Raw genomic sequence first — 19,685 nt, 5'->3', positions numbered from 1 at the left:
GGTGTGCCCGGGAAAGCGGGAACCCAGTTCAGCCATCTAGGCGTGCGCTGAGTCGCTCTGGGCCCCCGCTTTCGCAGGGATGACGAAGTGAATTTGGCCTATTCGGTCAACCGCGGCATCAACTCGACGAAGTTGCAGGGGCGGTGCCGGCTGTCGAGCTGGGTCGACAATATGCCCTCCCACGCATCCTTCACCGCGCCGGTCGAGCCAGGCAACGCAAAGATATAGGTGCCGCGCGCGACGACCGCGCAGGCGCGCGACTGGATCGTCGAGGTGCCGATCGTCTGATAGCTGAGCCAGCGGAACAGCTCGCCAAAGCCCGGAATGTCCTTGCCGTCGAGGCGATGCAGCGCCTCGGGCGTGACGTCGCGGCCGGTGAGGCCGGTGCCGCCGGTCGTGATCACCGCATCGACCTCTGGATCGTCGATCCAGTTGTGGAGACGCGAGACGATCAGGTCGACCTCGTCCTTTATGATCGCGCGCGCGGCGAGGATATGGCCCGCGCCGGTCAACAGTTCCTCGAGTGTGTCGCCTGATCTGTCCTCGGCCGCGCTACGGCTGTCGGAGATCGTCAGGATCGCGATACGAACCGGCTTGAATGCCCGGCTTTCGTCAATCGGCATGGCCGAGGCCGCCCGCCCAGGTCAGCCGCACGCGATCCTTGCCATCGGGAAAGCGCGGCCATTTGCCCTGCGCCAGCGCAGCGCGGCTGTCTGACGGCTTGCCCTGCTGCGCTTCGTACATCCAGTAATTGCGCAGCACGGTGCCGACATAGCCGCGCGTCTCCCAATAAGGGATCGATTCCATATAGAGCAGCGGGTCGTTGTTGTCGTGGACTTCGGTCTCCCAGCGCGCGACGGGCGCGGGGCCGGCATTATAGGCCGCGATGACCTTTGGCAGCAGGCCCCCGGTGGCCGATTCACGGCTCAGATATTGCAGGTATCGCTGGCCGAGATCCATGTTCACCGACGGGGTTTTCAGATCGCTGAGCGCGGCCTTGATCTTGTCGCCATCCCAGCGCGCGATGTCGCTCGCGGTGCCGGGGCGGACCTGCATCAGGCCATAGGCGCCCGCCGCGCTGACCACGGTGCGCTGAAAGCGCGATTCCTGAAGCGTGTGGGCGAACACGAGCGCGGGATCGACCTTCCAGCCACCGACAGGTTCCCATTTCGGCTGGGGATAGCGTGTCGAGGCTGCGAGGCGGCGGCCCTGGGGCGTATTGTGAGCAAGCCAAAGCTGCGTTTCGGGCAGGCTCAGCGCCTCGGCGATGCCGATCAGTTGCTCGTGCTGGCTCGGGTCGCCGATCTTGGCCTGATAGCGCAACGCCTCCCCGGCGTAGCCGTCCTCGCCGATCTCGGCGAGCGCCATCGCCGCGCGGACATTCGGCTGCTTCTCCAATGCCCGCCACGCGCTGCGGTCCGGACGCAGGTTCTCGCGCTGGCTCGTCGGTTCTTCACCCAGCGTTTCGACCGCAAGCAGTCCGTAAAGCGTTTCCTGATTGGCGGCCGCGGCGCGCAGGCGCGGCTGGACGAGTTCGGGCTGGCCGGCGGCGATCGCCGCGCGGGCCGACCAATAATAGCCCGCGGCGCGCAACTCGCTGTCGGGCGCCTCGCGAGCGACCCGGTCGAAAGCAACGAGCGCGCCGCGATAATCCTGCGTCCGCCACGAGGCGAGCCCTTCCACCCAGGCCCCCTGGGTCGACCAAGCGCCGCGGCCGCCGGTGCAATCGCGCGCAAGCCGCAGCGCGTTCGCGTCGTCGTTCTCGATATAATAGGACCAGGCGACCTTTTGCGTCCATTCGGCGCGGGCGTCGGGGCTGAGCTTGTCGATGACCGCGTTGAGGAGCGCCTCGGCGCCTGCCGGGTCGTCATTCTTGATGCGGTCGGGAATGCTGCTGGCGAGGCCGGATGCAAAGGGATCGCTCACCGAATCGGCACCCAGCCGGCGCGGCGCACTGCCCGACCAGGACAAAGAGATTTCGGTCGGAAGCGACGGCAGATCGGTCGCACCCCGCCTGGTGGCGAGGCGGCCGAGTTGCGCCGCCTGCGGCAGCCAGGGTGACCGGGACAGGATCGGCATCAGGTCCGATACCTCGGCGCGCGGGCTGTTTGCCGCGAGCCAATATTCGGCACGCAGGAAATCGTCGAGGGGGCCGTCCTTCGATTGCGCCAGCAATGTCTGGGCATCGGCCCAGCGCTGCCCGCGGATTGCGGCGAGAACCTGCGAATAAAATTGCTTCTCTTTCGACGAGAGAATGTCGGGTACCGTCTGCGGCGCGAAGCTCATGGCGGGATCGGCATCGGCCGCCATCGCAGGAAAAGGCGCCGCGACTGCGGCGATGAAAAGTGAAGCGGTCAGCGTCACGGTCGATTTAAACATCTGTCAACGTCCCCGGTTGAACAGTTTCAGGCTATCCCAGGCGGCTGCCTTGTGCGCCGGCCTGGCGAGCAGCATCGCAGGGCTTGCGACTGCCACCGCCGCCACCTTGCCGCCTTGATGGTTAATTTCGAGTAACCTTCCGCGCGCATCGGGAAGGGCTGTCTTCGTCGCCATCCGAACGATGTCGCTACCGATCAGCAGCAGGCGCTGCGGATTGGCAAGGGTCAGGTGGTGCCAGAGCAGGCGGTCGAGCGCCTCCGCCTCGGCCGCGTCGCAGCGTCCGCCGGGTGGGCGCGTGACCGCGAGGGGGGCGAGGTAGCAATCGGCACGCTGCATGCCGATCGCCCGCAGCATGGCGTCCAGAAGCTGACCTGCCGGTCCGACGAAAAGTTCGCCGTCGCGCTGATCGTCGATTTCGGGCCACGCCGTAAGCAGCATCAGCGGCGCGCCGACGTCGCCGACCGGAAGGACGCGGCGGGCGTCCCACTGACTGCCGGGCACGTCGGGGTGGTCGGCCAGCCACGCCCGAAACGCCGCCCATTCGCGGGGCAATTCGACCGGCCCCGCGGGTTCGCTCTTCTGGGCGGGCGCCTGTCGCTGTAGCGCGGCGGGAAGCGGAATCGGCTCGGGTTCGGGGGCGGCGAGGGGACCCGTCTTCGAGGGCGGGTCGTTCGCCGGTGGCGGAGTCAGCCAACCGGCCGGCGTCTCGCCCACCAGGGCATCGACACCCGCGAGCGACCACCAGTCGCAATAGCTTTGCGCCAACAAGGCTGAATTCTGCCCACCCATCAATTTGTTTGAGACAGGAGTTGACGGATACGTCAATTGGCGGGCATCGCAATTCGTGACAGAATGAGCGCCGGTTGCGGTGAATGATCGGCGCGGGGACGGCAGAAAGGTATTATCGGTGAGCGAACGGGAATCGATGCCCTATGACGTGGTCATCGTAGGCGCGGGGCCGGCTGGTCTCTCGGCGGCGATCCGCATCAAGCAGCTTGCGGCCGAAGCGGGCAATGACGTGTCGGTGTGCATCCTCGAAAAAGGGTCCGAAGTCGGGGCGCACATCCTTTCGGGGGCGGTCGTCGATCCGAAATCGCTCGACGAGTTGCTCCCCGAGTGGCGCGAGTCCGGCTGCCCGCTTGCCGAGGTGCCGGTCAACGACAACCAGCATTGGATCCTGAGCAAGAAGAAGAAGTTCGGCCTGCCCGAATTCATCTCGCCGGGCTTCATGCACAACAAGGGCACCTATACGGGTAGCCTTGGCAATCTCTGCCGCTGGCTTGCCGAACAGGCCGAGGGCTTGGGGGTCGAGATATTCCCCGGATTCCCCGCAGCGGAAATCCTCTACAACGACGATGGTTCGGTCAAAGGCGTCGCGACGGGCGACATGGGCGTGGCCCGCGATGGCAGCCACAAGCCGGACTATGCCCCCGGGCTCGAACTCCACGCGAAATATACCTTCTTCGGCGAAGGCGTGCGCGGTCATCTGACCAAGCAGTTGAAACCGCAATTCGCACTCGACGCCGATTGCGAACCGCAGGTCTATGGCCTGGGGGTCAAGGAATTGTGGGACATCGATCCCGGAAACCATGCGCCCGGCCGCGTGATCCATACGCAGGGCTGGCCGCTCGACGCCAACGCGAACGGCGGCGGCTTCCTCTACCACCAGGCCAACGGACAGGTTGCACTGGGTTTCGTGACTTGGCTCAACTATCGCAACCCGCACATCTCCCCCTTTCAGGAGATGCAGAAGTGGAAGACGCACCCCGAGATCGCGAAGATTCTGAAGGGCGGCAAGCGCGTGTCCTATGGCGCGCGGGCGATCAGCGACGGCGGCTATCAGTCGGTGCCGAAGCTCGTTTTTCCGGGCGGCGCGCTGATCGGCGACAGCGCGGGCTTCCTGAACGTGCCGCGGATCAAGGGCACGCATACGGCGATGAAATCGGGCATGATGGCGGGCGAGGCGGCCTTTGCCGCCGTGACCGCCGGGCGCGCCGGCGATACGCTGGAGGCGTATCAGGCCGCTTATGACGAAAGCTGGGTGAAGAAGGAACTCGGCATCGTCCGCAACGTGCTGCCGCTCGTGGAAAAATACGGCGACATGGCTGGCACGATCCTGTCCGGCATCACGATGTGGCTTGAAAATTTCGGTATCCGCATGCCGTTCACGATGAAGCATCATCCCGACAATACGACGCTGTATCGCGCCGATATGATGCCGAAGCCGGATTATCCGAAGGCCGATGGCGTGCTGACCTTCGACCGCCTTTCGTCGGTGTTCCTTTCGAACACCAATCACGAGGAAGACCAGCCCTGCCACCTGCAGCTCAAGGACCCGTCGATCCCGATCGAATATAATCTGCCGCTCTATGACGAGCCCGCGCAGCGTTACTGTCCGGCAGGGGTTTATGAGGTGGTCGGCGAGGACGAGGGCGATCCGAAGTTCGTCATCAACGCGCAGAACTGCGTGCATTGCAAGACCTGCGACATCAAGGATCCGACCCAGAATATCAACTGGGTCACTCCCGAAGGCGGCGGAGGTCCCAATTACCCGAATATGTAAGACCGTTCGATCCGCCGCTCTGTCGCTGCTTGCGGCCTCGGTTCTGACGGCGGTGCCCGTGCAGGCGGCGGACAATGGCGAGACGGCGCTCGATGCGTTCGTCCGTGCACGCATGGCGGAGCACGCTGGCGACCCGGCGGCGGCGCTGGCGGCGCTGACGACGGTATCGAGCCATGCTCCCGACCTTCCCGGCCTGCGCGGCAAGATGCTCGAACAGGCGATTGCGGCGGGCGACCTCGATGCCGCGCGCGATTCCGCCGCCGCGCTGTGGGAGAGCGGAAATCGGCGCTTCGATGCGCAGTTGGTGCTCGTGGTCGATGCGCTGCGCCGGTCGGACTGGAAATCCGTGCGCGCCTATATGCAGGGGCGGCAGGACAAGGCCGGCGTCGACGTGATATCCAGGATGATCGCGCCGGCAATCGCGTCGTGGACCGATGTCGGCGCTCGCGAACGCCGGCCGGAAGGCCCCTTGCTTGCGGCGTTTCCCGCGAACAAGCCCCAGCCCGCCTTGCAACTCGAAGCCGTGCTTGTCGAACTGGCTGCGCGGCGGCCGGATGATGCCATCGCGCTTCTCGGCACGATCAAGCTGACCGACCGCACCAGCCAGTTGGTGGCGCTGCGCGTCGCGGCATCGCTCGATGGGCTGCGACGGGGCCGCGAAGCCGACCGGCTGCGCGCCCGGATCGCCCTCGCGGCGGGGGAGCGGGAGGACCCGCTGCTGTTGCTGCCCGATCAGCCGGTGACGACGCCAAGGGCGGGCGTCGCGCACTGGCTTGGCCTGCTGGCCGACGGCCTGGCCCGGATTCCGCAGAGCAGCCCGGAGGTGCCGCTCCTCTTTGCGCGCGCCGCCTGGTGGCTCGATTCCGACGACTGGCAGGTTCGCACGACGATGGTCGAGGCACTCGATCGCAGCGACCGGACCGGCGCGGCGCTCGCGCTCCTCTCGCCGAAAGACGGCGACCTGCCGCCGGTGCTCGTAATGCGTCGCGCCGAACTGCTGGCCAAGATGGACGATCGGCAGGAGGCGGTACGCCTTGCCGAAAGCGCCGTGGCGGACGGCTCCGCGCCGCGCAGCCTGTTGATCCGTTTCGCCGATGTCGCGCGTCAGTCGGACGATACAGACGCGGCAGCGCGGGCCTATGCGCGGCTCGCACAGGCGCTGGGCGACAGCGAGAACGACCGGGCCTTGCACGCGACAATTCTGGTGGCGGAGGCCGACCTTGCGCTTCGCGCGGACGATTGGGCAAAGGCCGAACCGTTGATTGAGCAGGCCCTTGCGCTGCGGCCGAACGATCCGGCCATCCTGAACTTCGCGGGCTATTCGGCGCTTGAGCGTCGCCGTAACGTCGATGAATCGCTGGCGCGAATAGAGGCGGCCTGGAAGCAGCAGCCCCAGGACCCGAGCATCACCGACTCGCTGGGTTGGGCGTATCTGTTGACCGGTCGCGTCGGCGATGCGGTGCCGTTGCTCGAGCGCGCCCAGCGCGGCGATCCCGAAAATGCCGTCATCGTCGAACATCTGGGCGACGCCTATTGGAAGGTCGGGCGAAAGTTTTCGGCGCGTTATGTGTGGCGCGCCGCGGCGCTCGTGGCCGATGCGGATATGGCGACGCGGCTCGAGGCCAAGCTTCGCGACGGCCTGACGCCCGCAACCCTCGCTCCCTGAGGTTCAGGACATGCAGGAAACCGCCTGGGCAAAGATCAACCTGGCCCTTCATGTGCGCGGGCGCCGGGGGGACGGCTATCACGATATCGAGACGCTGTTCGCTTTCGTCGATCGGGGGGATTCGCTGGTCGTCGAGATCGCCGGTGCCGACAGGCTGACGATTTCGGGAGAGTTCGCCGCGGAGTTGGGGACCGGAGCGGACAATCTGGTATTGCGCACCCTGTCGCTGCTTCGCGATCGTTACGGAAGTGCCCGGGTTCCGACGCTTGCGATCGGTCTGACGAAGAGCCTGCCGATCGCCGCCGGGCTGGGCGGTGGATCGGCCGACGCGGCGGCGACGGCGCGGCTCGTCCGGCGGCATTTCCTTCCCGAGATCGGCGATGCCGCTCTCGCGCATCTGGTGAGCCCGCTGGGCGCGGATATCGCAGCCTGTGTGGTGAGCGAAACCTGTTTCGGTGTCGGGACGGGAGCCGAACTCCATCGGGTCCCCGAACTGGCGCTCGACGGCACGCCGGTGCTGCTCGTCAATCCGCGGTCGCCCGTCGCGACCGGTCCGGTGTTCGCGGCGTGGAGCGGGATCGATCGCGGTCCCCTGTTCGCAGGCGCCGACTCGCGCGCGCAATTGCTGGCGGCCCGGAACGACCTGCAACGTCCCGCTATCGCGCAATGTCCGGCCATCGCCGACATCCTGACCGAATTGGGAGGGCTTGGCCCCTGGCTTGCCCGCATGTCGGGATCGGGGGCGACCTGCTTTGCCTTGTTCGACGCCGCCGCCGAGCGCGACGCGGCTGCCGCGCATCTCGCGCGTACGCATCCCGGGTGGTGGACGATGGCCGGGGTATTGCGATGAGCGAAGCGTGGCGCGATCTGGGGCAGGCACGGGCCGGGGGAGTCCTGCTGATCGGCGATCATGCGTCGAACCATGTCCCGCCCGATATCGATCTGGGCATCGATGAGCGCCTGCTTCGCGAGCATATCGCGATCGATATCGGCGTTTCGGAGGTGGCGGAATTGCTCGTCGGGGCCGGGGCCGTCGACTGCGCGATCCTTGCCGGCGTGTCGCGGCTCGTCGTCGACTGCAACCGGGAGGAGGATGCGCCGGGCATAATCCCCCTTGTCAGCGACGGCCATCCGATCCCCGGCAATGCGCTCGATGCCGCGGGCCGGGCGGCACGGCTCGACCGGTTTTTTCATCCTTATCACGATCATATCGCGGCAACGATCGACGCCAGGCGGCCCGCAATGATCCTCTCGCTGCACAGCTTTACGCCGCGCCTGGCGAGCGATCCCGACCAGGATCGGCCGTGGGAGGTCGGTGTCCTCTATAACCGCGACGCGCGCCTCGTCCCGCCGGTCATCGGCGCTCTGGAGGGCGAAGGGCTGATCGTCGGTGACCAGCGACCCTATTCGGGCACGTTGCTCAACGCCACGATGAACCGCCACGCCGAGGCCAATGGAATCCCCTATATCGGGGTCGAAATGCGGCAGGATCTCGTCGACAATGGCGCCCGCCAGTCGACCTTTGCGAAGCACCTCGCGCGCGCGTTGCGGACGGCGGCGTTGAATCTCCCCCGATAGCGGTGTAGACGCGCTCTTGATCGCCAGTTTATGAAATAATATTATCAGGAATAGTTAAAATGCCTTCTTATCGTTCGCGAACTACGACCCACGGCCGCAACATGGCGGGCGCGCGCGGGCTTTGGCGTGCGACGGGCATGAAGGACGAGGATTTCGGCAAGCCGATTGTCGCGGTCGTCAACAGCTTCACCCAGTTCGTGCCGGGGCATGTCCACCTGAAGGACCTTGGCCAGATGGTCGCGCGCGAGATCGAGGCGGCGGGCGGGGTGGCGAAGGAGTTCAACACCATCGCGGTCGACGACGGCATCGCAATGGGTCACGACGGGATGCTCTATTCGCTGCCGAGCCGCGACCTGATCGCGGATTCGGTGGAATATATGGTGAATGCCCATTGCGCCGATGCGATGATCTGCATCTCCAACTGCGACAAGATCACGCCGGGCATGCTGATGGCGGCGCTGCGCATCAATATCCCGACGGTGTTCGTGTCCGGCGGGCCGATGGAAGCGGGCAAGGTCGTCCTGAAAGGCAAGGAGGTCGCGCTCGACCTCGTCGATGCGATGGTCGCGGCGGCCGACAAGACCTACAGCGACGAGGAAGTCGCGGCGGTCGAGCGGTCGGCCTGCCCGACATGCGGATCCTGTTCGGGCATGTTCACGGCCAATTCGATGAATTGCCTGACCGAAGCCCTGGGACTGTCGCTGCCCGGCAACGGTTCGACGCTCGCGACTCACGCCGACCGCAAGGCGCTGTTCCTGCGCGCGGGCAATATGATCGTCGAAATGTGCCGCCGCCATTATGAGGAAGGCGACGACCGCGTGCTGCCGCGCACGATTGCGAGCTTCGAGGCGTTCGAAAATGCGATGAGCCTCGATATCGCGATGGGCGGGTCGACCAACACCGTGCTTCACCTGCTCGCCGCAGCGCACGAGGCGGGCGTCGATTTCACGATGGCGGATATCGACCGACTTTCGCGCCGCGTTCCTTGCCTGTCGAAAGTCGCGCCGGCAAAAAGCGACGTCCATATGGAGGACGTCCACCGTGCCGGCGGGATCATGGCGATCCTCGGCGAGCTCGAGCGCGCGGGCCTGCTCCATGCCCACCTGCCGACGGTGCACAGCGCGACCCTCGGCGATGCGCTCAACAAATGGGATATCGGCCGCACCAACGATCCCGCGGTACAGAAATTCTTCATGGCGGCGCCGGGCGGCGTGCCGACGCAGACGGCGTTCAGCCAGGATCGCCGCTGGGATACGCTCGACCTCGATCGCGAGGGCGGTGTGATCCGCTCGGCGGACCATGCGTTCAGCAAGGACGGCGGGCTCGCCGTCCTGTCGGGCAATATCGCCATCGACGGTTGCATCGTGAAGACCGCGGGCGTCGACGATTCGATCCTGCAATTCACCGGGCCGGCGAAGGTCTTCGAAAGCCAGGATGCGGCCGTTGCGGGCATATTGACCGGACAGGTCGAGGCTGGCGACGTCGTTGTCATTCGCTACGAGGGGCCAAAGGGCGGTCCGGGCATGCAGGAAATGCTTTATCCGACCAGCTATCTGAAGTCGAAAGGACTGGGCAAGGCGTGTGCGCTGATCACCGACGGGCGCTTCTCTGGCGGAACGTCCGGTCTGTCCATCGGCCATGTCTCGCCCGAGGCGGCCGAGGGCGGGGTGATCGGACTCGTGGAGGATGGCGACCTGATCAAGATCGACATACCGGCCCGGAGCATCGACCTGATCCTGTCCGATGACGAACTTGCGGCGCGGCGTTCGGCGATGGAGGCGAGGGGCGAGGAGGCGTGGCATCCCGCCAAACCGCGCCCGCGCAAGGTTTCGGTAGCACTTCAGGCCTATGCTGCGATGACGACGAGCGCGGCGCGCGGCGCGGTACGCGACCTGTCGCAGCTGAAAGGAACGCGGGGATGACGATCAGGCAGGGGGGGGCGCTGTTGGCGCTGCTGCTGGCGGGCTGCAACGCCGCACCCGACAATGGCGCACTCGCGGATGCCGAGGCGCGCCAGGCGAAGGAGGCGGCACTCAGCGGGCGTATCGACTGCGCGCTGGAAGGTGCAAAGAATTTCGACCGAACCTGTACGCTCGACGAAATGAGCAGCGCCGACGGCACGGTACTCGTCGTCGGGCGCGCGGATAGCGGCTATCGCCGCCTGGCGATCGCCACCGACGGACGTGGCGTCGTTTCGGCGGACGGGTCTGCGCCGGCCAAAGTCACCATAATCGGCGACGATGTGATCGAGGTCGCGGTCGGCAAGGACCGCTATCGCCTGCCCGCGAATACCAGCGGCGGAAACTGAAGCGATTTTCGCGCGGGGCATGCTAGGGTCGGGTATGTCCGTTCCGGCCGACGCCCCCATTCTGACCAGCGAGGCAATGCGCGCCGCCGAAGCCGCGTGCGTCGGGAACGGCGCGTCGCTGACCCGATTGATGGAACGCGCGGGCAACGCCGTTGCCGATCTTGCGGGGCGGGTCGCGGCGGGAGCGCCAATTCTGATATTGTGCGGACCGGGGAATAACGGCGGCGATGGATATGTCGCTGCGCAAAGGCTTGTCGAACGCGGCGCCGATGTGCGCGTTGCCGCGCTGTCGGATCCGAAGACCGACCTGGCGCGCGCGGCACGCGAGCGATGGTCGGGGCCCGTGGAACCCTGGACCGGCGACATCGCCCCTGCGCCCGTTGTGGTCGACGCCCTGTTCGGCGTTGGCCTGACCCGACCGCTGGCCAGCGATCCGGCGGAGGAATTGCGGCGCTTTTCCTCTGGCCGCGTCCTTGCCGTCGATCTGCCCAGCGGGGTCGACGCCGATGCTGTTCACGACTGGACTCCCCCGCTTCCCGCCGACATCACGCTGGCGCTCGGCGCACTCAAGCCGGCGCACCTGCTGCTGCCCGCCGCCCGGCAGTGCGGCCGCGTTTTGCTCGCGTCCATCGGGATCGAGGCCGAACGGACAATGCGCAGCCTGCCCCGCTTCGATGTCGACGTGCCCGGTGCATCTGCCCACAAGTTCACTCGCGGCATGACGATGGTGCGGGCGGGACCGATGACGGGCGCGGCGGGCCTTGCCGCTGGCGCGGCGTTGCGCGCCGGTGCCGGCTATGTGGTATTGAGTGGCGGAACGCGGGCTCCGTTCGAAGCGGTGATCGCCGAAGACGGCGCCGGCTATGCAACCCGGCTGGGCGACACGCGACTGGGCTCGGTCGTGATCGGCCCCGGCTATCCGGCAAGCGCCGCGCTGGATCGTGACGTCATGGTCTCACTGGGCAGCGGCAAGCCGCTCGTCCTCGATGCGGCGGCGATCGCCTCGGCCTTGCCCGAACTTGCGGGGCACAGGGCGATCCTGACACCGCACGAAGGCGAGTTTGCGCGCGCTTTTCCGGGGTTGCCCGGCAGCAAGATCGATCGCGCGCGCGTCGCGGCCCGGCGCAGCGGCGCGGTCATAATCTACAAGGGCGCCGATACCGTGATCGCGGCCCCCGATGACCGCGTCGCAGCGGCATGGCCGGGCTGCGCTTGGCTGGCGACCGCAGGCACCGGCGATGTGCTCGCCGGGGCTTGCGGGGCGATGCTCGCACGCCAAGCCGACGCGTTCGATGCGGCGGTCGCCGCCGTAGGCTGGCATATCGCCCGCGCAAAGGCTATCGGCCCCAACCTTGTGGCGGATGATCTGGTAAGGGCATGACCGAGGGACAACTGATCGAGCGCATCGCGGCGCGCGGCGATGGCGTAACGGCGGATGGTCGCCATGTCGCGGGCGGTGTGCCCGGCGACAGGCTGGCGGCCGACGGGACGCTGATGCCCGGACCCAACCGTGCGCAGCCGGTCTGCCGGCATTTCGGAAAATGCGGCGGTTGCCAGTTGCAGCATGTGTCCGAAGATGCGCTCGCGGCGTTCGTGCGCGATCGCGTCGCCGGGGCGCTCACAGCGCAGGAGGTCGGCGCAGGAGAGATCGAGACGGCTTGGCTCTCCCCGGCCCTCAGCCGCCGCCGTGCGGCGCTGACCGCGCTCAAGACGGGCAGGCAGGTCGCGCTCGGTTTCAACGCGGCGCAAAGCAACCAGATCGTCGATATGCGCGAATGTGCGTTGCTGTTGCCGGAGCTATTCGCGCTCGTCGCGCCGATCCGCGCGCTGCTATCGGACATCGCCCCGCAGCGACGCCCTGTTAAGGTAAAGCTTCAGCGCCTCGATCAAGGCGTGGAATTGATACTGGAGGGCGTGCGAGCGGAAGGACTCGATGCCGCAATGGCGTTACAGGAGTTTGCGGGGACGCATGCCCTTGCCCGGCTGGCGATCGATCAGGGCGACGGCCTTGAAACCATATGGCAACCCGAACCGCCGACGATGCGCTTTGGCGGGGTCGTGGTCGAAGTCCCGCCCTTTGCCTTTCTGCAACCCACGGCGGCGGGCGAGGCCGCGCTCGTCGATGCCGTCTCGGGCGCGATCGGCGACGCGGCCGCCGTCGCGGATCTGTTCGCCGGTGTCGGCACATTCGCCCTGTCGCTGTGCGCCGGGCGCAAGGTCTATGCCGCCGAGGGCGCTCGCGACGCGATCCTGGCGCTAAAGGGAGCTGCGAACCGCGCTCGCGCGCTGGTCGCGGCCGAACACCGCGACCTGTTCCGTCGTCCGCTGGTGCCCGCCGAACTCGACCGCTTCGACGCCGTAATCCTCGACCCGCCGCGCGCCGGTGCAGAGGAGCAGGTCAGGCAGCTTGCGCAGTCGGCAACGCCGACGATCGCCTATGTCAGCTGCAATCCTGCGAGCTTTGCCCGCGATGCGAAAATCCTGGTGGCGGGGGGATATCGTCTCGACCGCGTCAGGCCTGTCGGCCAGTTCCGTTGGTCGACCCATGTGGAACTGGCCGCGCGTTTCAGCCGTTGATCAATAGATCACGAAGCCCAGAAAAGCGTGCAGGCACAGCGCCAGCAAGGCGATACTCGCCAACGCAAAGACCAGGAAGCGCCACATGACGCGGTTTATCGTCACCTGAATCAGGCTGTGAACGATGCGCAGCCCGACATAGGCCCAGGCAATCTGCGCATTGAGGCCGCCGCCCATGCCGCCAACGGCCAAGGCGATGGCCACGGCGTAAAAGACCGTCGGCTGTTCCATCAAATGATTATAATTATGGGCTTTCCACTGGACTTCGGGCGGCAACACGTCGTCCAGATTCCTGCCGGTGCCGCCGACCATCTTCGCCGCGTCGAGCTTGGCGCGCTGCATGGCGGGAATGCGCGTTGCGTACATCCACACCCACATTATCATCGACCAGAGCGCGAGCGTCGCGACGGGTCCGAGAATCGCATTCGTATCGGTCATCCTACTCTCCTCAACCCAGCGTCGCGATGACCGCGAGCACCGAAAGCGCGAACAGGCACAGCGTATAGAGCGCAAACAGCGCGAAGCGCACCGGGATGCGATTGACCGTTGCCTGCCAGATGCTGTGAACGATGCGCAAACCGACATAGGCCCAGGCGATCCAGCGCGTGTAGCCGACGTCGCCGCCCGACAGGTGCAGGAAGACGATCACCGCATAGAAGATGGTCGGCTGCTCGAGCAGGTGGGTGTAATTGTGCGACTTCCAATTCACGCTTGGCGGCAACGCCGTTTCCAGATCGACGCCGCGTCCCCCTGGCTGCGCTGCTTTGACGTCGATCCCGGCCTTCGCCATCGCCGGAAAGCGCGTGGCGGCCATCCAGATGAGCATGATAAGCGTCCAAAGTGCGAGAACGGCCCCCGGTGCGAGGATGCTGTCCGACATATCTTCCCCCTCTTGTTTACCTCACGGCGCCTTGACGACCCGGGCCGCGTGGCTGCGATGCTACGTCGGGCGCGCCACTTTGCAATCACAAAGCATCGTCGCGCTCCGGCTTCAGTTCGGCACGGATTGCTCGACCATCGCCATCGATACGCGGTGCGAAGCCCAGGTCGCGCGGCGTCGCGGCGCCATATCGGACCGGCGGCTGCATTTCGTCGAAGGCCCCGACATCGGGATGCTCGCGCCGACGGAAAAAGCCTGTCGCGGCAAAATGCGGGTCATCCTTGATCGCGTCGAGATCGCGCGCCGCCATTGCGGGAATATCGTTCGCGGCAAAGATTGCCAGCCATTCGGCCGTCGTCTTTGCGGGCGTTCGGCGCGCGATTTCGGCATATATCAGCGCCATATGCTCGCCCTTCGACTTGGCGGCCTCATATTCCGCCGTCGCGAGCAGCGTTTCGCTGCCGAGAAGCGTCATCAGCCGCAGCGTCGATTCAGGCGTGTAGGGGACGATGGCCAGATAGCCATCGGCGGTGGGAAAGGGCTGCCGCGTCGGGTCGAGTTGTCGCGGATAGCCGGCGGGCCCGAGCGGGGGGGCGAGCGTCGCATCGCGCAGATGCTCGGTCAGCATGAAAGCCGCGAAACATTCGAACATCGGCACTTCGACGTCCTGTCCTTCGCCCGTGCGCAGCTTGTGGACCAGCGCGGCAAGGATGGCCTGTGCGCCGAACTGCCCGGCGATCTTGTCCGCGATCAGCGAGGGAAAGTAGCGCGGGCGCGGATCGCCGTCGACGCGCGGCAGCAGGCTGGTCGTGCCCGTCGCCGCCTGGATGACGTCGTCATAGGCCTGAAGGTCCGCATAAGGGCCGGTCTGTCCAAAGCCGGTCGCATGGACGTAGATGATATCGGGCTTGATCGCCTTGCAGGCCGCATAATCGAAACCGAGCCGAGCGATCGCCTTGCCGCGGACATTGTGAAAAAAGACGTCCGCCGAGGCGATCAGGTCGCGCAGGACCGCCGCGTCCTCCGGCTGCTTGAGGTCGAGAGCGATCGAGCGCTTGCCCCGGTTCACGGTCAGGTGGATCGATCCCATCGTCGGGTCGGGTACGCCGCTGCCCAGATAGCGCGACACGTCGCCGATGCCCGGCGTCTCGACCTTGATGACCTCGGCGCCGAGGTCGGCGAGCATCTGCGTCGCATAGGGGCCGAAGATGACGGTGGTCAGGTCGACGATGCGTATGCCTTTCAGCATCGTCATCGGCGGGGGCGTCCGGCGAACGGGGTCGGGGTGGCGCGGCGAAACTTGTCCAGGTTGGGCATCTTCACGCATATCTCCCCATCTGCTCTCTCGTTGCCGCGCGAACAGTTGCAGATCGAAATGGAATGCGCAATCGGCGGCGCGACAGAAAAAGGGCCGGTCGCAACGCTGCGCCGGCCCCTTGTCTCGATCGTTGGCTTTTTCGTCAGAACAATTTGGTGACGGTCGCGGTCCGGCGTTCGGGTTCGTCGACGACCCCGGTGTAGAGGCTCACCATCGGTTCGTCGCTGACCACATGAATTTCCTCGGCTCCGAATCCGTTGAACTTCGTCCGCATCGCACAGCCATAGGCCCCGAGCATGCCGACTTCGATGAAGTCGCCGGGCTTCACGTCGGCGGGCAGGTAGAAAGGCCCGGCCATATGGTCGAGGTCGTCGCACGTCGGGCCATAGAAGCTGTAGGCGACGAGTTCGGCCTCGCTTTCGGGCTGGCGCAGCAGCGTGACGGGGAAGCGCCAGCCGACATGCGCGGCGTCGAACAGCGCGCCATAGGCGCCGTCGTTGATGTAAAGCTCTTCGCCGCGACGCTTTTCGACGCGAACGACGAGCGAGCTGTACTCGGCCGAAAGCGCGCGACCCGGTTCGCACCAGAGCTCGGCCGAATAGCTGATCGGCAGGCTTTCGAAGCTGCGGTGGATCGTCTCGAAATAGGCGTCGAGCGGCGGCGGCTCCATGCCCGGATAGGACGACGGAAAGCCGCCGCCGACATCGACGATATCGACCGTGACCGATGCCGCGACGATCGCGGTGCGTACGCGCTCCATCGCCTGCGCATAGGCATGCGGGGTCATCGCCTGGCTGCCGACGTGGAAGCAGATGCCGAGCGCGTCGGAGGCCTGGCGCGTCGCCATCAGCAATTCGGTGACGTCCTCGGGCTCGGCGCCGAACTTCGCGGCAAGGCTGAGCTTGGAATGGTCCGACGACACCCGCAGCCGCACGAGCAGGTTGAGATCCTGCGCGCCTTCGGTCGCGCGCACGATCTTCTCAAGCTCGTCCATTGTGTCGAGCGAGAAGGTCCGCACCCCATGCTTCCAATAGGCTTCGGAAATGGCCTCCTCGGCCTTGACCGGGTGCATGAAGCAGAGAGTCGCCTGCGGCAATTCGCGCGAGACCAGGCGCACCTCGGCGATCGAGGCAACGTCGAAATGAGTCACACCGCTGTCCCACAACACGTGCAGCAGGTCGGGCGAGGGATTCGCCTTGACCGCATACATGGTCGTGCCGGGAAATCGCTCGATAAAGAAACGCGCTGCGCGCCGCGCGGCGTGCGGGCGGACAAGCGTAACAGGTTCGATCGGCGAAAGTGCCTGAATCAGCCCGTGGGCGCTATGATGCTTGTGCAATTCAAGGGACCCCCAAAGGTAAAGTTAGACGACAAAGGCTGCCTTGCGGTTATTGGAAGTCCCCCTGGGGCAGCGGGGTGCGCATATATGGGCGGGGGGGCTTTGTGTAAAGACCCCTTGGCAACGGAATTTCGTGGCCGCCGCTTGCTTGCGCCCGCCTCTCCAACCGCTAGAAACGGCGGATGACGCGCCGCCGCCCGCCGCGTCGCGGTATCAGGGAAATCGTCCAAATGACCTCTCCTGCAGATGTGAATCATACCTTTACCGACGCGGAACTGACCGAATTGGTTGCGTGGGGCACGGTCGAGTCGCACGCGGCGGGCGATCTTCTGATCGTCGAAGGCGCGGTGGCGCCCGACTGTATCGTCACGCTGTCGGGCGAGGTGCATATCTTCGCCAACTCCGATGACGGGCCCAAGAGGGTCGGCTGGATGGAACGCGGGCAGTTCGCGGGCGACCTGTCGGTCCTGACCGGCCAACGCCACCTGTCGCGCGTCGAAATGGGCGTCGAGGGCGAGATACTGCGGATCCCGCATGAAAGCTTTCAGCGGCTGATCGCCGCCAATTCGCATTATTCGGATATTTTCGTGCGCATCTTTGCGGCGCGGCGCGAATTCAGCAACCGCCGCGGATTTGCCGCCGTCATCGTCATCGGCAGCGCGCGCGACCGCGGCGTCTATGCGCTGCGCGACCTCCTCGCCAAGCATGGGGTCGCGCACCGCTGGTTCGATCCCGCCGACGGTCCGGTCGCGGCGCATCTGCTCGCCGAACGCGGAATCGACGAGGCGCAATTGCCCGTGACGATCCTCGGGGCGGCGGACGTGCTCGTGCAGCCGACGCCCGAGCAACTCGCCGCCGGGCTCGGCCTCGACCTGTTGCCCGACGGCGCGACGGCCGACGTGATCGTCGTCGGCAGCGGTCCGGGCGGGCTTGCGGCGGCGGTCTATGCGGCGTCGGAGGGGCTGACGGTGATCGCGATCGACTCGCTCGCGCCGGGCGGTCAGGCGGGCACCTCGTCGAAGATCGAAAACTACCTTGGCTTTCCGACCGGGATTTCGGGGAATGAACTCGCGCGCCGCGCAACGGTGCAGGCCCAGAAATTCGGCGCGCGGCTCGTCGCTCCGGTGCGTGCGAGCGCGATCGAGCGCGACGCCGACGCCTATTGCCTGACCCTGGCCGACGGGCGGCGCCTGCGCAGCCGCGCGGTCGTGATCGCGAGCGGCGCGCAATATCAACGCCTTCCGATCGACGGCATCGAAGCATTTGAAGGGCGTGGCATTTTTTACGGGGCCACGCCGATGGAGGCGCAGCTGTGCAGCAATGCAGAGGTCACGGTCGTGGGCGCCGGCAATTCGGCGGGACAGGGTGCCATCTATCTCGCCAGCTTCGCGCGCAAGGTGCACGTCATTTTCCGCCGCTCCAGCCTGCGCGAAACGATGTCCGAATATCTGGTCAAACGGCTGGAGGAACATCCGAATATAGAGATCATCGCGTCGACCGACGTCGTCGGCCTGCACCCCGGCGAGGACGGTGATGGGCGGCTGGGTCGCATCACCTATCGCTGCCGCGACACCGGCGTCGAGGGCGTGTGCGATTGCGGATTCCTGTTCCTGTTTATCGGCGCGCGACCGAATACCGGCTGGCTGCCCGGGGAAATGGTCTGCGACGAGCGCGGCTTCGTGAAGACCGGCGGCGATATCGCGCCGCTCGAACTGGTTCGCGCGGGCTGGTCGCTCGACCGGATGCCGAGTCGCTATGAAACGAGCTGGCCGCGCATCTATGCCGTCGGCGACGTCCGCAAGGGTTCGGTCAAGCGCGTCGCCTCGTCGGTCGGCGAGGGATCGGTGGTCGTCAGCGACATCCACGCGGCGCTGGCGGAAATCAGCTCAGCCGCGTCTTGAAGTCCTCATAGCCGAAACGCCGCACTTCGCGCAGGTCGTCGCTCTCGCTGTCCCACAGCCAGATCGACGGCAGCGGCACGCCGTTGAAGCTGTTGGTCTTGACCATCGAATAATGCGCCTGGTCGAGAAAGGCGAAACGCTGGCCGATACGCGCGCCTCCGGGTAGGCGATAGTCGCCGATCACGTCGCCGGCGAGGCACGACGGGCCGCCGAGGCGCACTGCTGCGCCCTCGCTCGCTTCGCCAAGCATGGCCGGGCGATAGGGTGCCTCGATAACGTCGGGCATGTGGCACGTCGCGCTGATGTCGGTAATGCCGATGGGCATGCCATTATCGAACAGGTCGAGGATTTCGCCGACGAGGATGCCGGCGTCGAGCGCGACCGCTTCGCCGGGTTCGATCATCACGTCGCAATCGGTCTCGGCGCGCACGCGCTTCAGAAAGGCGATCAGGTCGCCCGTCTGATAATCGGCACGCGTCACATGGTGGCCACCCCCGAAGTTGATCCATTTGAGCTGGCGGAAGAAGGGACGCAACATCGGCTGCACCGCATGCCATGTTCGTTCGAGCGGCGGGAAATCCTGTTCGCACAAGCTGTGCATGTGGATGCCGTCAACGCCCTCCATATGCTCGGGAAGCAATTGCGTCACCGGAAAGCCGAGCCGGCTGCACGGCGCCGCCGGGTCGTATTTCGCAACCTCTCCCTCGCTGTGCATCGGGTTGATGCGCAGCCCGATGTCGAACGTCTCGCCTTGCGTCCGCAGGCTGTCGAGCAACGGGCGGAAGCGCGCGAGCTGGCCCGGCGAATTGAAGATGAGGTGGTCGGACAGGCGCGCGATATCGGGCAGGTCGGCTTCCTTGTAGCCCGCGCAATAGGTCGCGACCTCGCGGTCTCCGTCCGGTCCGGCATATTCCTCGCGCCCCAGCCGTGCCTCGAAGAGGCCCGAGGCGCAGACGCCGTCGAGATATTCGGCCACCGTGTCCCCGAGCGACCACATCGAAAAGGCCTTGAGCGCCGCCAGCACCCGCGCGCCCGATGCGTCGCCGATATGATGCAGCATCGCGAGGTTGGCACGTACCTTTGCCGCGTCGACCACGAAAGCGGGCGAGGGGACGCGGTCGAGGTCGAACGTGGCGAAAGCTCCGGGGTCGCCGGCACGGGTTTCCATGGGTCGAA

17 protein-coding genes are annotated in these 19,685 nt (G+C 66.0%); 9 read left to right on the top strand and 8 right to left on the bottom strand.

The window, feature by feature from the left end; genetic code table 11:
- Positions 1–98: 98 nt before the first annotated feature.
- Genes moaB through AC58D2_RS11160 form a run of 3 tightly spaced genes read right to left on the bottom strand, consistent with a single transcriptional unit; the run spans position 99 to position 3,168 of the window.
- Positions 99–623, bottom strand: a complete 525-nt coding sequence (gene moaB, locus AC58D2_RS11170; protein WP_497390258.1) for a molybdenum cofactor biosynthesis protein B — start codon at positions 621–623, stop codon at positions 99–101.
- Positions 613–2,379 (bottom strand): lytic transglycosylase domain-containing protein, encoded by a 1,767-nt coding sequence (locus tag AC58D2_RS11165; protein WP_497390256.1) that lies wholly within the window; start codon positions 2,377–2,379, stop codon positions 613–615. Before AC58D2_RS11165 ends, moaB begins: the two co-directional genes overlap by 11 nt.
- Before the next feature lie 3 nt (positions 2,380–2,382).
- Positions 2,383–3,168, bottom strand: coding sequence for a uracil-DNA glycosylase family protein (locus AC58D2_RS11160; RefSeq protein WP_497390254.1), 786 nt, complete (start codon positions 3,166–3,168; stop codon positions 2,383–2,385).
- 118 nt (positions 3,169–3,286) lie between these two features.
- Here AC58D2_RS11160 and AC58D2_RS11155 point away from each other — a divergent pair, with 118 nt between their 5' ends.
- Genes AC58D2_RS11155 through AC58D2_RS11120 form a run of 8 tightly spaced genes read left to right on the top strand, consistent with a single transcriptional unit; the run spans position 3,287 to position 13,071 of the window.
- Positions 3,287–4,942, top strand: coding sequence for an electron transfer flavoprotein-ubiquinone oxidoreductase (locus tag AC58D2_RS11155; protein WP_497390252.1), 1,656 nt, complete (start codon positions 3,287–3,289; stop codon positions 4,940–4,942).
- Between the two features lie 58 nt (positions 4,943–5,000).
- Positions 5,001–6,608: a tetratricopeptide repeat protein gene (locus tag AC58D2_RS11150; RefSeq protein ID WP_497390250.1), complete on the top strand. Its 1,608-nt coding sequence runs from the start codon at positions 5,001–5,003 to the stop codon at positions 6,606–6,608.
- A 10-nt stretch (positions 6,609–6,618) separates the two neighbouring features.
- Positions 6,619–7,458, top strand: coding sequence for a 4-(cytidine 5'-diphospho)-2-C-methyl-D-erythritol kinase (locus tag AC58D2_RS11145; protein ID WP_497390248.1), 840 nt, complete (start codon positions 6,619–6,621; stop codon positions 7,456–7,458).
- Positions 7,455–8,186, top strand: a complete 732-nt coding sequence (locus tag AC58D2_RS11140) for an N-formylglutamate amidohydrolase (protein ID WP_497390246.1) — start codon at positions 7,455–7,457, stop codon at positions 8,184–8,186. The genes AC58D2_RS11145 and AC58D2_RS11140 overlap by 4 nt, the downstream gene beginning before the upstream one ends.
- A gap of 59 nt (positions 8,187–8,245) precedes the next feature.
- Complete coding sequence (gene ilvD / locus AC58D2_RS11135) at positions 8,246–10,108, top strand: dihydroxy-acid dehydratase (protein ID WP_497390244.1); 1,863 nt, start codon at positions 8,246–8,248, stop codon at positions 10,106–10,108.
- Entirely contained in the window at positions 10,105–10,494 is a 390-nt protein-coding gene (locus AC58D2_RS11130) for a hypothetical protein (RefSeq protein WP_497390242.1), read from the top strand. The genes ilvD and AC58D2_RS11130 overlap by 4 nt, the downstream gene beginning before the upstream one ends.
- Positions 10,495–10,528: 34 nt before the next feature.
- Positions 10,529–11,875, top strand: coding sequence for an NAD(P)H-hydrate epimerase (locus AC58D2_RS11125; protein ID WP_497390240.1), 1,347 nt, complete (start codon positions 10,529–10,531; stop codon positions 11,873–11,875).
- Positions 11,872–13,071, top strand: a complete 1,200-nt coding sequence (locus AC58D2_RS11120; protein WP_497390238.1) for a class I SAM-dependent RNA methyltransferase — start codon at positions 11,872–11,874, stop codon at positions 13,069–13,071. Before AC58D2_RS11125 ends, AC58D2_RS11120 begins: the two co-directional genes overlap by 4 nt.
- On the opposite strand, the gene AC58D2_RS11115 is transcribed toward AC58D2_RS11120, so the two are convergent.
- From AC58D2_RS11115 to AC58D2_RS11100, 4 genes are all read right to left on the bottom strand, one after another.
- Positions 13,072–13,509, bottom strand: coding sequence for an MAPEG family protein (locus AC58D2_RS11115; RefSeq protein ID WP_497390236.1), 438 nt, complete (start codon positions 13,507–13,509; stop codon positions 13,072–13,074). It lies immediately after the preceding gene.
- A gap of 10 nt (positions 13,510–13,519) precedes the next feature.
- Positions 13,520–13,951: an MAPEG family protein gene (locus AC58D2_RS11110; protein ID WP_497390234.1), complete on the bottom strand. Its 432-nt coding sequence runs from the start codon at positions 13,949–13,951 to the stop codon at positions 13,520–13,522.
- 85 nt (positions 13,952–14,036) lie between these two features.
- Positions 14,037–15,206, bottom strand: coding sequence for a CaiB/BaiF CoA transferase family protein (locus AC58D2_RS11105; protein WP_497390232.1), 1,170 nt, complete (start codon positions 15,204–15,206; stop codon positions 14,037–14,039).
- 205 nt (positions 15,207–15,411) lie between these two features.
- Positions 15,412–16,608 (bottom strand): type III PLP-dependent enzyme, encoded by a 1,197-nt coding sequence (locus tag AC58D2_RS11100; RefSeq protein ID WP_497390231.1) that lies wholly within the window; start codon positions 16,606–16,608, stop codon positions 15,412–15,414.
- Positions 16,609–16,838: 230 nt separating this feature from the next.
- Between AC58D2_RS11100 and AC58D2_RS11095 the strand changes: the two genes are divergently transcribed.
- Entirely contained in the window at positions 16,839–18,509 is a 1,671-nt protein-coding gene (locus tag AC58D2_RS11095; protein WP_497390229.1) for an FAD-dependent oxidoreductase, read from the top strand.
- On the opposite strand, the gene AC58D2_RS11090 is transcribed toward AC58D2_RS11095, so the two are convergent.
- Positions 18,490–19,677 (bottom strand): carboxynorspermidine decarboxylase, encoded by a 1,188-nt coding sequence (locus AC58D2_RS11090; RefSeq protein WP_497390227.1) that lies wholly within the window; start codon positions 19,675–19,677, stop codon positions 18,490–18,492. The genes AC58D2_RS11095 and AC58D2_RS11090 overlap by 20 nt on opposite strands.
- Between the last annotated feature and the right edge of the window lie 8 nt (positions 19,678–19,685).

Source organism: Sphingopyxis sp. CR5 (assembly GCF_059693785.1).
The sequence above is the reverse complement of the archived record's forward strand: the minus strand, read 5'-3'. Positions and strand labels throughout refer to the sequence as shown.

Coding starts and splice junctions, on each gene's coding strand:
- AC58D2_RS11115 (WP_497390236.1), bottom strand. CDS start 13,509: ATGACCGATACGAATGCGATTCTCGGACCCGTCGCGACGCTCGCGCTC.
- AC58D2_RS11120 (WP_497390238.1), top strand. CDS start 11,872: ATGACCGAGGGACAACTGATCGAGCGCATCGCGGCGCGCGGCGATGGC.
- AC58D2_RS11130 (WP_497390242.1), top strand. CDS start 10,105: ATGACGATCAGGCAGGGGGGGGCGCTGTTGGCGCTGCTGCTGGCGGGC.
- AC58D2_RS11105 (WP_497390232.1), bottom strand. CDS start 15,206: ATGACGATGCTGAAAGGCATACGCATCGTCGACCTGACCACCGTCATC.
- AC58D2_RS11145 (WP_497390248.1), top strand. CDS start 6,619: ATGCAGGAAACCGCCTGGGCAAAGATCAACCTGGCCCTTCATGTGCGC.
- AC58D2_RS11160 (WP_497390254.1), bottom strand. CDS start 3,168: ATGGGTGGGCAGAATTCAGCCTTGTTGGCGCAAAGCTATTGCGACTGG.
- AC58D2_RS11165 (WP_497390256.1), bottom strand. CDS start 2,379: ATGTTTAAATCGACCGTGACGCTGACCGCTTCACTTTTCATCGCCGCA.
- AC58D2_RS11090 (WP_497390227.1), bottom strand. CDS start 19,677: ATGGAAACCCGTGCCGGCGACCCCGGAGCTTTCGCCACGTTCGACCTC.
- AC58D2_RS11110 (WP_497390234.1), bottom strand. CDS start 13,951: ATGTCGGACAGCATCCTCGCACCGGGGGCCGTTCTCGCACTTTGGACG.
- AC58D2_RS11095 (WP_497390229.1), top strand. CDS start 16,839: ATGACCTCTCCTGCAGATGTGAATCATACCTTTACCGACGCGGAACTG.
- AC58D2_RS11125 (WP_497390240.1), top strand. CDS start 10,529: ATGTCCGTTCCGGCCGACGCCCCCATTCTGACCAGCGAGGCAATGCGC.
- AC58D2_RS11140 (WP_497390246.1), top strand. CDS start 7,455: ATGAGCGAAGCGTGGCGCGATCTGGGGCAGGCACGGGCCGGGGGAGTC.
- moaB (WP_497390258.1), bottom strand. CDS start 623: ATGCCGATTGACGAAAGCCGGGCATTCAAGCCGGTTCGTATCGCGATC.
- ilvD (WP_497390244.1), top strand. CDS start 8,246: ATGCCTTCTTATCGTTCGCGAACTACGACCCACGGCCGCAACATGGCG.